This window comes from Pseudomonas sp. HN8-3, assembly GCF_020790195.1.
GTDB classification, from domain to species: domain Bacteria; phylum Pseudomonadota; class Gammaproteobacteria; order Pseudomonadales; family Pseudomonadaceae; genus Aquipseudomonas; species Aquipseudomonas synxantha_A.
Genome location: NZ_CP086206.1, coordinates 3666153 through 3681274 on the forward strand (window position 1 = coordinate 3666153; position 15122 = coordinate 3681274).

The window sequence follows — 15122 nt, forward strand, 5'->3', positions numbered from 1 at the left end:
CGAACCTACGATTTACGTCGGCTGCGCACTTGCACACCCGCATCCATCGCCAAGCCCGCCGTGCGCTCCAGGGCATCGGCAAATGCCTGGCGCTGCTCGGGTTCGATTTGTGAAATGAACAGCTCGTCCACGGTGCTTTCGTAGATTTTCCACATGCTCTTGCGCAGCGCTCGACCCGTGTCCGTGATCGAGGCAAACGCCGCACGACCGTCGCCATCGGAGCGGGAACGCACTACCAGGCCGTCCTTTTCCAGGCGGTCCACCAGGCGCGTGAGGTTATAGCGCTCAATGGCCAGCACATCGGCCAGTTCGTGCATACGCCGGGTGCCGCCGGGCCCGCTTTCCAGGCCCCACAACGCATCGTACCAGGCGTACGGCGGCAGGCCCGCCGCAGCCAGGCGCCGCTCGATTTCACGGATGACCGTCCTGTGAGCCCTGACAAAACGGAACCATACATCCGGCTCTTTCGACGACATGCAACACCATCCGGGGAATTTCAAGAAGGTTGCAATAGTAGCTCATCCCGCGCTAGATTCCGGCATGTCGTTGCAATTGCAACTACATTTTGCATCACTCCCGCGAGGAGCTCGCTGCTTGAATCCGCCTACCCTGGAGCCTCACATGACCCCGAATGACCCAGTAAGACTCGACGATGATCCGCAGGAAACCCGCGAATGGCTGGACTCCATCGAATCGGTGCTGTCCACCGAGGGCCGTCCCCGCGCTCATTACCTGATCGATCAGTTGCTGGATTTCGACGTTGCACGGCATGGCGACTTCTACGGGCGGGTGACCACCCCCTACGTCAATACCATCCCGGTTGAGCGCCAGTTGCCCTACCCCGGTAACCAGGCCATCGAGCGGCGCACCAATGCGTTCATCCGCTGGAATGCCATGGCGATGGTATTGCGCGCAGGCAAACACTCAGGCGTGGGTGGGCATATCGCCACCTATGCGTCAGCCGCCGTGCTGTATGACGTAGGCTTCGATCATTTTTTCCGTGGCCGAACCGACACATTCGACGGCGACCTGGTGTACATCCAGGGCCATTCCTCACCAGGCATTTATGGCCGTGCCTACCTGGAGGGCCGTATCAGCGAAGCGCAGCTGGATAACTTTCGGCGCGAGGCCGGTGGCGAGGGTTTGTCTTCCTACCCTCACCCACGGTTGATGCCGGACTTCTGGCAATTCCCTACGGTCTCCATGGGCCTGGGGCCGATCACCGCCGCGTACCAGGCGCGTTTTATGCGGTACCTGGAGTTTCGAGACCTCAAGCAGCATCAGGGCCGCAAGGTTTGGGCATTCCTCGGCGATGGCGAAATGGACCAGCCCGAATCCCTGGCGGCCATCTCCCTGGCGGGCCGCGAAAAACTCGACAACCTGATCTTCGTGGTCAACTGCAACCTGCAACGCCTGGATGGTCCGGTGCGCGGCAATGCCAAGGTGATCCAGGAGTTCGAGAGCCTGTACCGTGCCGCCGGCTGGAATGTGATCAAGGTGATCTGGGGCGGCGGCTGGGACGCGCTGCTGGAAAAGGACCAGAGCGGCCTGCTGCGCCAACGCATGATGGAATGCGTGGACGGCAACTACCAGAATTACAAATCCCAGGATGGCGCTTATGTGCGTGAACACTTCTTTGGCAAATACCCGCAGTTGCTGGCGCTGGTTGCGGACATGTCCGACGACGACATCTGGAAACTCTCACGGGGCGGGCATGACCCGGACAAGGTCTACAACGCCTACGCCGCCGCCGTGCGCCACAAGGGCCAGCCCACGGTGATACTGGCCAAGACGGTCAAGGGCTTCGGCATGGGTGAAGCTGGCGAAGGCCAAAACATCAACCATCAGCTGAAGAAGATGGGGGCCGAAGCGGTAAAAGCTTTCCGCGACCGCTTCGGCCTGGAGGTCGACGATGACCGGCTCGAAGAAATCCCCTACCTCAAACCCGCCGTCGACAGCGAAGAGGCCCACTACTTTGCCGCACGACGGCAGGCGCTGGGAGGCTATGTGCCAGCGCGCCACACGAGCGTTGCGCCGCTGCAAATCCCCGAGCTGAGCGCCTTCGCCACCCAACTCAAAGACACCGGTGAGCGCGCCATCTCCACCACCATGGCCTTTGTGCGCATCCTCGGCACGCTGCTCAAGGACCCGCATTTGGGCAAGCTGATCGTGCCTATTGTGCCGGATGAGTCGCGCACCTTTGGCATGGAAAGCCTGTTCCGCCAGATCGGTATCCACTCAGCCGTCGGCCAGCTCTATACCCCACAGGACGCCGGGCAATTGAGCTACTACAAAGAAAGCAAAGACGGACAGATCATGCAGGAAGGGCTGAATGAATCCGGCGCCATTTCTTCCTGGATTGCGGCAAGCACGTCCTATAGCAACCATGGCCTGATGACCGTGCCGTTCTATATTTTCTACTCGATGTTCGGCTTCCAGCGCGTCGGCGACCTGGCCTGGGCGGCGGGCGATGCGCGAGCGCGGGGCTTCCTGCTGGGCGCCACGGCCGGACGCACCACGCTGATGGGGGAAGGCTTGCAGCACGACGACGGACACAGCCATATCCTGGCGTCGGTGATTCCCTGCTGCGTGGCCTATGACCCGACTTTTGCCTACGAACTGGCGGTGATTATTCGCGAGGGTATGCGGCGCATGTATGTCGAACAGGAGGACATCTATTACTACATCACCCTGCTCAACGAAAACTATCCGCACCCGGCGATGCCGGAAGGCGTTGAAGAAGGCATTCTCAAGGGCATGTATCCGCTGAGCAGCCACCCGCAGGCAAAGGTGCAGCTCATGGGCAGCGGTTCAATCTTGCGCGAAGTGATCGCCGCAGCCGAGTTGCTCGCCAAGGATTTCGCCGTGCATAGCGATGTCTGGAGCGTCACCAGCCTGACCGAATTGCGCCGTGATGGGCACGCCGCCGAACGCTGGAACCTCCTGCACCCGCAAAGCGAGCCGCGCCAAAGCTACGTCGAAACCTGCCTTGCCGGGAGAACCGGCGCTGTGGTGGTGGCCACGGACTACATGAAGTTGTTCGCCGACCAGATTCGCCCCTTCGTGCATAACCGCCGTTTTGTCGCACTGGGTACCGACGGTTTCGGGCAATCGGACACCCGCGAGACATTGCGCGAGTTCTTCGAGGTAGACCGGCACTTTATCGCTTTAGCAGCCTTGAAGGCGTTGGCTGATGACGGTGTGATTGGTCGTGACAACGTCGCCCTGGCCATCAGCCGCTACGGCATCAACGTCGACAAGGCCGATCCCGTAGCCATCTGAGTTACTGCGCAGGCGCTGGCAAGGGCGGTATTGCCTCTGTCGGCGCAGGCAGGCTGGGATTGGTCGGCGCCGGCGCGGGCTCGGTTGCTGGCGCCGAGGCAGGCGCAGGTTCCGGGGTCGGTGCGATCGGCGCGGCCTCAGGTGGCGGTGCCAGGGGTTGCGAAGCGGCAGGCGCTACAGGGGCATCCTTCGGCGCCTCGACCTTCTCGGCTACTGGAGCGGCTACCGGAGCGGCCTTGGGTTCAGGCACACCCAGGTCAGCCTTGGGCTGCTCGGGTATATGCTCGGCCTGCTTGACCTCCTGCGGCAGGAACACATCCACCAGCGCAAAGTAACGCTCGTAGAACTTCGGCGCCGAGACGGTCTCGCTCGCGACTTTCACCATCGAGTCGTCAGTGGAGCCGATCGGCATCGACACCGAACCCAGCACACCCACGCCGAGGCTGGCGGAGTTGTTGACCTTCTTCAGCGCATAGCGATCCTGCAAGGCGTTGGCAAACATCGTCGAGTGATTGCTGCCTTTGCCATCAGCAGCGCACACCACGTTGAAACTGATCTGCAGATGGGTCTCGCCGGTCTGCTGAAAACTCTTGTTGCCCGCCACCAGCTTTGGATCGCTGCTGGTAATGATGTAACCCTGGCTCAGCAGGGCACGACGCGCCGCTTCACACGCCGCTACATCGCTGACCGGGTAATCGCGGGAAAACGTACCGGAATCGTCGAAATTCTCATGTTCATAGATAGCGGTCTTGGGTGAGGAGCAGCCCGCGGCGCCCGCCAGCACCAGCGCCAACCCGAGGCTACGCAAGTGAAATGATGTCGACATTGAAAATCCTGTGGAAAACGGTCCGGACGGTATTGTGCAACAGAACGCGGCCTTGAAGCGCGCATTCCTGTCGGTTAAACATCTCAGCCTTGTGAAGCCGCGTCAGTAGGAAAAAGCCCGGCACACATATGGTCGATAAACACGCGCAATTTGGCCGAGGCATGGCGACTGGCCGGCCACAGCAACCAGAAACTGCCACGGTGTTCGAGGTGTTCATCCAGCACGCGCTGCAAAGCCCCTTGCGCAACCGCCTCGTTGACCATGTAGTCCGGCAGACACGCAATACCGAGACCTTCCTGAGCCACATGCTTGAGAGACTCAATGGTGCTGCTGACCAGCGGCGCACGCAAGCTCGGCTCCGCCGCGCCCGGCACCAGTCGCAGCGGCCAGGGCTCGAGTTTGCCGGAGGCGCAGAATTTATGCCGAAGGCAGGCGTGATGACTCAAGTCCAGGGGCAGGAGTGGCGTGCCGTATTGGTCGAAATAGCCGGGCGTACCGACAAGTACCAATTGGTAATGCCCCAGATGGCGCGCCATCAAGCGCGAGTCTTCCGGCTTGCCGGTGCGGATCACCGCGTCGAAGCCTTCATCGATGACATCCACCATACGGTCGGAAAAATCCACGTCCAACTCGATATCCGGATAGGCACGCATAAAGCCACTGATCACCGGCATCAACAACCCGCGCACTTGGGGCACACTGATACGCAGTTTGCCCCGCGGGGTGGCACTGGCCTCGCTCAACTCCAGCTCAGCCGCTTCCACTTCCGCCAGGATACGCCGCGAGCGTTCCAGCAACAGCGCGCCCTCACTGGTCAGGGTGATACTGCGGGTACTTCGATGAAACAGCCTGACACCCAGGCGCTCCTCCATGCGTGCGATGCTTTTGCCTACCGCTGAGGATGACACGCCCAATACCCGCCCGGCGGTGGTGAAGCTACGCGTTTGCGCGACCTGTACGAATACCGAGAGCCCGCTCAGACTGTCCATGCTGATGCCTTGGTCGATTGCGGACAAAAATGTCCGATAAGTTCGGCACCTTAGCCTGTTTTTCCGCGCATCGCAGCCCCCTACCCTGCCTCCTTGCCCCTTCAAGGAGACTCCCATGAACAACACTTCAGTGACCGCTACGGCGCCCGTGCATGAACCCTTGCCATTGGCAGGGTTGCTGGCCCTGGCCTCGGCCGGCTTTATCACCATCCTCACCGAGGCCATGCCTGCCGGGCTGCTGCCGCAAATGAGCGCCGGGCTGGAAGTGTCACAGGCGCTGGTGGGGCAGTTGGTGACGCTCTACGCCCTGGGCTCATTGCTCGCGGCCATCCCGCTGACCTTGCTGACCCGTGGCTGGCGTCGCAGGCCTCTGCTGTTGATCGCCATAGGCGGCTTTGCCTTGGTCAACAGTGTCACCGCGTTTTCCAACCACTACGGCGTGACCTTGATCGCTCGCTTCTTTGCGGGTGTATTCGCCGGGCTGCTGTGGGCGCTGTTGGCAGGCTACGCCAGCCGCATGGTTGCCCCTCATCTGCAGGGCCGGGCGATCGCCGTGGCCATGCTCGGTGCGCCGCTGGCCTTGTCCCTCGGCGTACCTGCTGGCACCCTGCTTGGCACGCTGGTCGGTTGGCGCAGCAGCTTTGCCATCATGACCGGCCTGACCCTGTTACTGCTGGTGTGGGCGCGCTGGCAATTGCCGGATTTTGCCGGCGAAGCAGCCAGCAAACGTCTGGGCCTGAATCGCGTGCTGGCCCTGCCGGGAATCCGCCCAGTGCTGTGGGTGACCTTCACCTATGTGTTGGCTCATAACATCCTCTACACCTACATCGCTCCCTTGCTGGTGCCCGCCGGCATCGGCAGCGAGATCGACCAGGTATTACTGGTGTTCGGCTTGATGGCGTTGGTAAGCATCTGGTTGGTGGGCATATGGATTGATCAACACCTGCGGTTGCTGACGCTCATCAGTTGCGCGACGTTCGCCGCAGCTGCCCTGCTCCTGGGTTTCTGGATCAGCTCTGCGATCTGCATCTACATCAGCGTGGCGGCCTGGGGCCTGGCTTTCGGAGGCCTGCCGGCCCTGCTGCAAACCGCACTCGCGAAGTCGGCCGGCAACTCGGCTGATGCCGCGCAATCCATGCTGGTCACCGCATGGAACCTTGGCATTGCCGGGGGTGGGCTGGCTGGCGGCTTGATGCTCCAACACTGGGGCGTCATCGCATTTCCATGGGCAGTGCTGGGGTTGATAGCGCTGGCGCTGGGTGCAATGACGGGCAAGGCCTGGCACGGCCGATGACAAGTTTGTTTACAACTTATTCCTCAACTTCCTATCATCGCCTCTGGGTGCGTTGCTGCATAAGGCACGGCGCAGGTTAAAAGCCAAGCATTGGTCGGGCCGCCAATGGAGATTTGTCGTGCCTGATAAACACCCTGCCATCCCCCGCCCTCAGCGCCTGACTGAGGGCGCGCTGTCTGCCCTTGAGCGTTTTTCCCATATCGAAGCCGTGAGCGGTATCGTCCTGCTGTTGGCAGCGATCGTTGCGCTGATCTGGGCCAACAGCCCCGCCGCAGCGACCTACGAGCACTTCTGGAATACGCCTGTTACCCTGGGACTTGGCGATTACAGCGTGTCGCGCTCCCTGCACTTTCTGGTCAATGACGGGCTGATGACCATCTTCTTTCTGGTAGTCGGCGCCGAGATCCGTCAGGAAATCAAAGATGGCGCCCTGGCCAACCTGAAACTGGCCACGCTGCCCTTGGGCGCTGCGCTGGGCGGTGTGCTGATGCCTGCACTCATCTACACCCTGCTCAACCACGGCACCGTCGCCGCCAGTGGCTGGGCGGTACCCACCGCGACCGACATCGCCTTTGCTGTGGGCGTGCTGGCGCTGCTGGGCAAGTCGATTCCCAGTGGCGTGCGTATTCTGTTGCTGGCCCTGGCGATCATCGATGACATCGTGGCGATCCTGATCATCGCGATCTTCTTCACTGCCAGTCTCGATTACATGGGCTTGGTGATTGCCGCAGGCGGGCTGGCGCTGGTGCTGGTGTTCCAACGCATGGGCATCGGCAAGGCCGCGATCTATCTGTTACCTGGCGCGATTGTATGGTTCGGGCTGCTCAAGACCGGCGTGCACCCGACCCTCGCCGGGGTGATCCTGGGCTTGATGACGCCGGTCAACTCCAAGCCCACCACGGAGCGCCCGCTGGAGACCATTGAACGCACGTTCAACGAGCTGATGGAGCGCTTCTCGCAATCGAATGAAGGGGCGCAGCAAGTCGCCAAACCTCTCAAACAACTGCGCGAAGCCCAACGGGAGATGTTGCCGCCAGTGCAACGCGTGCAATCGGCACTGCATCCGTGGGTGGCATTCGGCGTGATGCCGCTTTTCGCCCTGGCCAATGCTGGCGTGAGCCTGCACGGCTTCAACCTGGATGATCCGATGGCTCACGGGGTGTTCATGGGGGTCATCTTTGCGCTGGTACTCGGCAAACCCCTGGGCGTGATGCTGGCGAGCCTGATGCTGGTCAAGCTCAATATCTGCAAGCTGCCGGACGGTGTGACCTGGACAGGCGTCGGCCTGGTTGGCCTGCTGGCCGGGATCGGGTTCACCATGTCGATCTTTATCTCCTCCCTGGCCTTCTCGGACCCTGCCTTGCTGTCGGCCGCCAAGCTCAGTGTATTGGCCGCTTCGACCCTGGCAGCGGTGATCGGCCTGACCTGGGGCAAGCTCAAATTTTCAGGCAAGCACCCATAAGGCGAGTTAAGCACCCACTTTATCAAGGGCAAAAAAAGACCCCGGCCTTTTCAGGACGGGGTCTTTTTTATTCAAGCCGGCATCAGTACTTCTTGATGTCTGCCTGGGTTTCCAGCTGCTTGCGGAACGCCGCGAAGTCCTGCTGACCGATACGGGAAGCGAGGAAGCGGCGGTATTGCGCCTTTTCTTCGTCCGTAGGGGCTGCCGCTTCGTTGACGCCGTTCAAGCGCACAATCACCAGGCTGCCATCACGCAGCGTCACCGTGGTGAAAGTAGGCTTGTCCTTGGCCGCAGGCTTGGGCATGCGGAACAGGGCTTGCAGCACGGCTGGGTCGATGGATTCCTGACCGCGGGTCGCCGCTTCAGTCACCTTCCAGGCCTGACCGTCAATCGGCTGGTCCAGCGCGGTTTTGCCGTCACGCAGGCTGGCGATCAACTCGTCTGCATGGGCTTTGGCGGCAGCGCTCGCACGCTCCTTGGTCATCTGGGTGCGAATCGCCGCAGCAACGCTCTCAAGCGGCAGTTGAGCCGGCTTGAGATGCTCTTTGGCACGCAACACGATGATGGTTTCCGGGTCCAGCTCGATGGCGCTGCTGTTGGCACCTTCATCCAGCACTTCCGGGCTGAATGCCGCAGTCACCACGGCACGGTTGGCTGCAACGCCTTCGCCACCTTCACGGCCAAACGGCGCCGAGGTGTGGACGGTCAGTTTCAGGTCAGATGCCGGCTGAGCCAGGTCGGACGCTTCGAATGCCGCATCTTCCAATTGCTTGGTCGCTTCGACAAATCGCTGTTCAACCTGTTGGGTCTTGAGCTCGCGGGTCAGCTTGTCTTTCAGGCTGGCAAACGATGGCACCTCAGGTGCTTCAACGCCCAGCAACTTGATCAAGTGCCAACCGAAGGCACTGCGCACCGGCGCCGATACCTGGTCTTGCTTCAAGCCGTACAGGGCCGTTTCGAAGTCCGGATCGTAGACGCCAGGGCCGGCAAAGCCCAGGTCACCGCCATTGTTGGCCGAACCTGGATCCTGGGAAAACTCCTTGGCCAGGGCTTCGAACTTCTCGCCTTTGGCCAGGCGTGCCTGGACTTCTTCGATCTTGGCCTTGGCTTGCGCCTCGGTGACCTTATCGTTGACTTCGATCAGGATGTGCGCGGCACGACGCTGTTCAGCGAGGTTGGCGGTTTCCTTCTCGTAGGCAGCCTGCAGTTCATCGTCCTTGACGGTGACCTGGTCGAAGAAGGAGGACTTCTTCAATTCCAGATAGTCGATGACCACCTGGTCCGGGGTCATGAACTCTTTGGCGTGCTGATCGTAGTAAGCCTTGACCTCATCATCGGTGAGCTTCACCGCTGCCGGGTCTGCCTTGATGTTGACGGTGGCGAAATCGCGGGTCTGTTTTTCCAGTCGGGCGAACGCCAGCACCTCGGCATCGGTGACGAAACCGCTGCCGGCGATACCTGCGCGAACCTGGCCGATCAGCATTTCCTGGGTCAGCATCTGACGGAATTGCATACGGCTATAGCCCAGTTGACGGATCACCTGGTCAAAACGTTCGGCATTGAACTTGCCATCCACTTGGAATTCCGGCGTCTGCAGGATCACCTGGTCCAAAGCGGCTTCCGAAAAGCCGAACTTGGCATCAGCAGCGCCTTGCAGCAGCAGCTTGCGGTCGATCAGGCCCTTGAGGGCCGCGTCGCGCAGCAGTTTTTCGTCCAGCAGCGAAGCATCGAAATCCTTGCCCAGCTGTTGCATCAGCTGGCGACGTTGCATGTCGACAGCCTGGCTCAGTTCGGTCTGGGTGATCTGTTCACCGTTGACCTTGGCCACGTCCTGCGCGTTATTACCCGAAGCCTGGAAAATGGCTTCGATACCGGTGAACGCCATCAATGCGACGATGATCCCGATAATGGTCTTGGCAATCCAGCCTTGTGAATTGTCCCTGATATTTTGCAGCATGCGTCCCCCAGAAACGGTTGAACTTCAAAAATAGGCAACCGTGGAGCGTGGGTAGAGTCCGGATAGAAGAAAGGCGCATCCGAGGATGCGCCTTCTCGTAACTGGCGGAGCGGACGGGGGTTTGAACTCTCACCCCCGGCGTGGCGACCCGATGGATACGTGGGTCGCTACCGCTCCGCTGCCAGGTCGGACGTGCGTCCGACCCGGGTAAGCAAAGGCTTGATCGAAGCTTAGTTAACGGCTTCTTTCAGGGCTTTACCGGCTTTGAAACCTGGTTTCTTGGCAGCAGCGATTTGCAGTGCTTTGCCAGTCTGTGGGTTACGGCCAGTGCGAGCTGGGCGGTCAGTCACAGAGAAAGTACCGAAGCCTACCAGTACCACGGAGTCGCCGGCCTTCAGAGCGCCAGTGACGGATTCGATTACTGCGTCCAGCGCACGGCCAGCAGCAGCTTTCGGGATATCAGCGGATGCGGCGATAGCATCAATCAGTTCCGACTTGTTCACTCTAAGTCCCCTTATATATCTATTGAGTATGATTCTAAGTTTTTTGGTAAAAGCAAAAACCAGTGCTGGGTGGCCTACAGACACTTAAGAGCCGCTTTATAACAAGGGCTCTAAAAAGCTGTCAAGGAAGCCCCCAGGCTTTAACACATTAATGCGTGCTAATTCTTTCCTTGGAATCTGACTCGCGTTTTTCGTCCTTCGCGACTATCTCCGGAGCTACATCCGGCAAGGGTTCCGGCGCGTATTGCAGCGCAATTTGCAGGACCTCGTCAATCCATTTAACCGGTTTAATCTGAAGATCCTGCTTGATGTTGTCAGGAATTTCCTTCAAGTCGCGAACATTCTCTTCCGGAATGATCACCGTCTTGATTCCGCCCCGGTGAGCCGCCAGCAATTTCTCTTTCAGACCACCGATGGCCAATACCTGACCACGCAGGGTAATTTCCCCGGTCATTGCGACGTCAGCTCGCACAGGGATGCCAGTCAATGCCGACACCAGGGCCGTGCACATGCCTACGCCCGCGCTAGGGCCGTCTTTCGGGGTCGCCCCTTCCGGCATATGGATATGGGTGTCGTGCTTCTCATGGAAGTCCAGCGGGATGCCCAGGCTGCGGGCGCGACTGCGCACCACGGTCTGCGCGGCCGTGATGGATTCGACCATCACGTCACCCAGGGAGCCGGTCTTGATCAACTGGCCTTTGCCGGGAATCACCGCAGCTTCAATGGTGAGTAATTCGCCACCCACCTGAGTCCACGCCAGGCCAGTCACCTGCCCGACCTGGTCCTGCTGCTCGGCCAGGCCGTAGCGGAATTTCTTCACGCCCAGGAAGTGTTCCAGGGAGTCGGCAACTACCTTCACAGAGAAACGTTTTTCCAGTGCGTGTTCTTTCACCGCCTTGCGGCAGATCTTCGCGATCTGGCGCTCAAGGCCCCGTACACCGGCCTCGCGGGTGTAGTAACGCACGATGTCGCGGATCGCCTCGACCTCAAACTCGATCTCGCCCTTCTTCAGGCCGTTGGCCGAAATCTGCTTGGGTGCGAGGTATTTGACGGCGATATTGATCTTCTCGTCTTCGGTGTAACCCGGCAGACGAATCACCTCCATCCGGTCCAGCAAGGCTGGCGGAATGTTCATGGAGTTGGAGGTGCACAGGAACATTACGTCAGACAAGTCGTAGTCGACTTCCAGGTAATGGTCGTTGAAGTTGTGATTCTGCTCCGGATCGAGCACCTCAAGCAGCGCGGAGGCAGGATCGCCACGCATATCGCTGCCCATTTTGTCGATTTCATCGAGCAGGAACAGCGGGTTGCGCACGCCCACTTTTGTCATCTTTTGAATCAATCTTCCTGGCATCGAACCGATGTAGGTACGGCGATGACCACGGATTTCCGCCTCGTCACGCACACCGCCCAGGGCCATGCGCACAAACTTGCGGTTGGTGGCACTGGCAATCGACTCGGCCAGGGAGGTTTTACCCACACCCGGAGGGCCGACCAGGCACAACACCGGACCACGAATCTTTTTCACGCGCTTTTGCACGGCAAGGTATTCGAGGATGCGCTCTTTGACTTCCTCAAGACCATAGTGGTCGGCATCGAGGATTTCTTCAGCGCGAGCCAGATCCAGGCGTACCTTGGTCTGGGCCTTCCACGGCACCTGCACCAGCCAATCGATGTAGGAACGCACCACGGTGGCTTCGGCCGACATTGGCGACATCTGCTTGAGCTTGTTCAGCTCTGCGGTAGCCTTGGTCAAGGCATCTTTGGGCAGGCCAGCGGCATCAATGCGCTTTTTCAGCTCTTCGATTTCGTTGTGGCCTTCCTCGCCGTCGCCGAGTTCCTTCTGAATGGCCTTCATCTGCTCATTCAGGTAGTACTCGCGCTGGCTGCGCTCCATTTGCTTCTTCACCCGACCGCGGATGCGTTTTTCTACCTGCAACAGGTCGATTTCGCCGTCCAGCAGCGCCAACACGTGCTCGACACGGGCCGACAGGTCGATGATTTCGAGGATGTCCTGCTTCTGCTCGATTTTCAGCGCCATGTGCGCGGCCATGGTATCAACCAGGCGGCTTGGTTCATCAATGCTGCTGAGGGAAGACAGCACTTCAGCGGGGACTTTCTTGCCCAACTGCACATACTGCTCGAACTGCGAGAGCAGGCTGCGCACAAACACTTCGGATTCGCGCTCTGCAGCTTCGACTTCTTCGATCAGTGCCACTTCGGCGCGCAGGTGCCCGTCCACTTCCATGAAACGCTCTACGGCACCGCGCTGCTCGCCTTCCACCAGCACCTTGACGGTGCCATCAGGCAGCTTGAGCAATTGCAGCACAGTGGCAATGGTGCCGACGCGATACAGGGCATCTTCACCCGGATCATCATCAGCAGGATTCTTCTGGGCCAACAGCAGGATCTGCTTGTCGCCCGTCATCGCAGCCTCGAGGGCTTCGATAGACTTCTCGCGCCCCACGAACAGCGGGATAACCATGTGCGGATAGACGACGACATCACGCAACGGCAGGAGAGGCAATTCGATGGTTGTCTTCATGATTTCGCCTCTATGACAGTTGATAAGTAAGCATGAAACCAAGATGGGGGTTACATGCAAAAAAAACAAGCTCAATGCCAGTAGTTAAACGCATGAATACACGCGAATTTAACCACCGCACCAAGAAAACGCCCCAAAAAACAAGGGGCCCCTAGAGGCCCCTTGCTTGTACCGCAACTGCTGAACGCTTACGCGTCTGGCGCAGCCTTGGCCGTCGGCTCACTGTTTTCGTAGATATACAGTGGCTTGGACTTGCCTTCGATAACGCTTTCGTCGATCACCACTTTGCTCACCTCAGACTGCGAGGGGATTTCGTACATGGTGTCGAGCAACACGCCTTCGAGGATCGAACGCAGGCCACGTGCACCGGTCTTGCGCTCCAGTGCCCGCTTGGCCACCGATTTGAGCGCGTCGGTACGGAACTCGAGGTCCACGCCTTCCATCTCGAACAACTTGGCGTATTGCTTGGTCAGGGCGTTCTTAGGCTCGGTGAGGATCTGAATCAAAGCCGCCTCATCCAATTCGTCCAATGTCGCCAGGACCGGCAAGCGACCAACGAATTCCGGGATCAGACCAAACTTGACCAGATCGTCAGGCTCGACTTCACGCAGGGACTCGCCCACCTTCTTGCCTTCTTCCTTGCTGCGCACTTCCGCACTGAAACCAATGCCGCCACGGGTGGAGCGCTGCTGGATAACCTTCTCCAGGCCGGAGAATGCGCCACCACAAATGAACAGGATGTTGCGCGTATCAACCTGAAGGAATTCCTGCTGCGGGTGCTTGCGGCCGCCTTGTGGCGGTACGGAAGCAACCGTGCCTTCGATCAGTTTCAACAGTGCCTGCTGCACGCCTTCACCGGAAACGTCCCGAGTGATCGACGGGTTGTCGGACTTGCGCGAAATCTTGTCGATTTCATCGATGTAGACAATACCCATCTGGGCCTTCTCTACGTCGTAGTCGCACTTCTGCAGCAGTTTCTGAATGATGTTCTCGACATCTTCGCCCACATAGCCAGCCTCGGTGAGGGTGGTGGCGTCGGCAATGGTGAACGGAACGTTCAGCAGGCGAGCGAGGGTTTCCGCAAGCAAGGTTTTACCCGAGCCTGTAGGACCGATCAGCAGGATGTTGCTCTTGCCGAGTTCGACCTCGTCGCCTTTCTTGTCACGCTGGTTCAGGCGCTTGTAGTGGTTGTACACCGCTACGGCCAGAACCTTCTTTGCACGCTCCTGGCCAATAACGTATTGGTCCAGGATGCCGCTGATTTCTTTAGGCGATGGGAGTTTGTGCGCACTGCTCTCGGCCTGGGCTTCCTGCACCTCCTCGCGGATGATGTCATTGCACAGGTCGACGCATTCGTCGCAGATAAACACCGAGGGGCCGGCAATCAATTTGCGTACTTCATGCTGGCTTTTGCCACAGAAGGAGCAATAGAGCAGCTTGCCGTTGTCCTCGCCGTTGCGGGTGTCAGTCATTCGTTCGATCCAAATCCGATAGGCTTGCAACACAAGATGAAGGCTTATGCGGGCTTTTTCAAGCCCGCCAGTGGTCGGACATGCCGACCAGCCCTATTTTGAGCGGCTTATATTAAGCGGGGCGCTTTTCGATCACTGCGTCGATCAACCCGTATTCACGGGCGGCTTCTGCGCTCATGAAATTGTCACGGTTGGTATCGCGCTCGATTTCTTCCAGTGTGTGCCCGCTGTGCTTGGCCATCAGCGTGTTCAGACGCTCACGAATGAAAAGGATTTCCTTGGCATGGATTTCAATGTCCGATGCCTGGCCCTGGAAACCGCCCAGTGGCTGGTGAATCATCACACGTGAGTTCGGCAGGCAGAAACGCTTGCCTTCGGCACCCGCCGTCAGCAGGAACGCGCCCATGCTGCAAGCCTGGCCGATGCAGGTAGTCGACACGTTTGGCTTGATGAATTGCATGGTGTCGTAGATCGACATCCCTGCGGTCACCGAACCACCTGGCGAGTTGATGTAGAGATGGATGTCCTTGTCCGGGTTTTCCGCTTCAAGGAACAGCAATTGCGCACAGATCAGGTTAGCCATGTAGTCCTCTACCGGGCCAACCAGAAAGATCACTCGCTCCTTGAGCAGGCGCGAGTAGATGTCGTAGGCGCGTTCGCCACGAGCGGACTGCTCGACAACCATCGGGACCAGGCCGCCGGCGGCCTGGATATCAGAGTTCTGCTGAATATAGGAATTACGGAACATGCTCTGCAGTTACTCCCAAATAGTCATGTCTTGAAAACGCATAA

At 59.2% G+C, this 15122-nt stretch carries 11 protein-coding genes; 3 read left to right on the forward strand and 8 right to left on the reverse strand.

Annotated features, from left to right (window positions below):
* Positions 1 to 5: 5 nt before the first annotated feature.
* Positions 6 to 476: a MarR family winged helix-turn-helix transcriptional regulator gene (locus LJX92_RS16135; RefSeq protein WP_032880533.1), complete on the reverse strand. Its 471-nt coding sequence runs from the start codon at positions 474 to 476 to the stop codon at positions 6 to 8.
* A gap of 145 nt (positions 477 to 621) precedes the next feature.
* Here LJX92_RS16135 and aceE point away from each other — a divergent pair, with 145 nt between their 5' ends.
* The gene (gene aceE, locus LJX92_RS16140) at positions 622 to 3282 is read left to right on the forward strand and encodes a pyruvate dehydrogenase (acetyl-transferring), homodimeric type (RefSeq protein ID WP_228308604.1); all 2661 of its coding nucleotides are present in this window, start codon (positions 622 to 624) and stop codon (positions 3280 to 3282) included.
* 1 nt (position 3283) lies between these two features.
* Here the strand turns inward: aceE and LJX92_RS16145 are convergent, their stop codons facing one another.
* The gene (locus LJX92_RS16145) at positions 3284 to 4108 is read right to left on the reverse strand and encodes a DUF2242 domain-containing protein (RefSeq protein ID WP_148853545.1); all 825 of its coding nucleotides are present in this window, start codon (positions 4106 to 4108) and stop codon (positions 3284 to 3286) included.
* Positions 4109 to 4191: 83 nt separating this feature from the next.
* A complete protein-coding gene (locus LJX92_RS16150) occupies positions 4192 to 5097 on the reverse strand; it encodes a LysR family transcriptional regulator (RefSeq protein WP_032880528.1) in 906 nt (301 codons plus the stop codon).
* A 115-nt stretch (positions 5098 to 5212) separates the two neighbouring features.
* Here LJX92_RS16150 and LJX92_RS16155 point away from each other — a divergent pair, with 115 nt between their 5' ends.
* The gene (locus tag LJX92_RS16155; RefSeq protein WP_228308605.1) at positions 5213 to 6391 is read left to right on the forward strand and encodes an MFS transporter; all 1179 of its coding nucleotides are present in this window, start codon (positions 5213 to 5215) and stop codon (positions 6389 to 6391) included.
* 118 nt (positions 6392 to 6509) lie between these two features.
* Positions 6510 to 7853, forward strand: coding sequence for a Na+/H+ antiporter NhaA (nhaA, locus tag LJX92_RS16160; RefSeq protein ID WP_103734446.1), 1344 nt, complete (start codon positions 6510 to 6512; stop codon positions 7851 to 7853).
* Positions 7854 to 7935: 82 nt separating this feature from the next.
* On the opposite strand, the gene LJX92_RS16165 is transcribed toward nhaA, so the two are convergent.
* The 5 genes from LJX92_RS16165 to clpP all read right to left on the reverse strand — a co-directional run bounded on the left by LJX92_RS16165 (position 7936) and on the right by clpP (position 15078).
* Entirely contained in the window at positions 7936 to 9810 is a 1875-nt protein-coding gene (locus tag LJX92_RS16165) for a SurA N-terminal domain-containing protein (protein ID WP_032880522.1), read from the reverse strand.
* A gap of 230 nt (positions 9811 to 10040) precedes the next feature.
* Positions 10041 to 10313, reverse strand: a complete 273-nt coding sequence (locus LJX92_RS16170; RefSeq protein WP_003174819.1) for an HU family DNA-binding protein — start codon at positions 10311 to 10313, stop codon at positions 10041 to 10043.
* A gap of 148 nt (positions 10314 to 10461) precedes the next feature.
* Positions 10462 to 12858, reverse strand: coding sequence for an endopeptidase La (lon, locus tag LJX92_RS16175; RefSeq protein ID WP_032880520.1), 2397 nt, complete (start codon positions 12856 to 12858; stop codon positions 10462 to 10464).
* Between the two features lie 188 nt (positions 12859 to 13046).
* Complete coding sequence (gene clpX / locus LJX92_RS16180) at positions 13047 to 14330, reverse strand: ATP-dependent Clp protease ATP-binding subunit ClpX (protein WP_003238279.1); 1284 nt, start codon at positions 14328 to 14330, stop codon at positions 13047 to 13049.
* 112 nt (positions 14331 to 14442) lie between these two features.
* On the reverse strand, positions 14443 to 15078 hold the full coding sequence (gene clpP / locus LJX92_RS16185; protein WP_005789297.1) for an ATP-dependent Clp endopeptidase proteolytic subunit ClpP: 636 nt from the start codon (positions 15076 to 15078) through the stop codon (positions 14443 to 14445).
* Between the last annotated feature and the right edge of the window lie 44 nt (positions 15079 to 15122).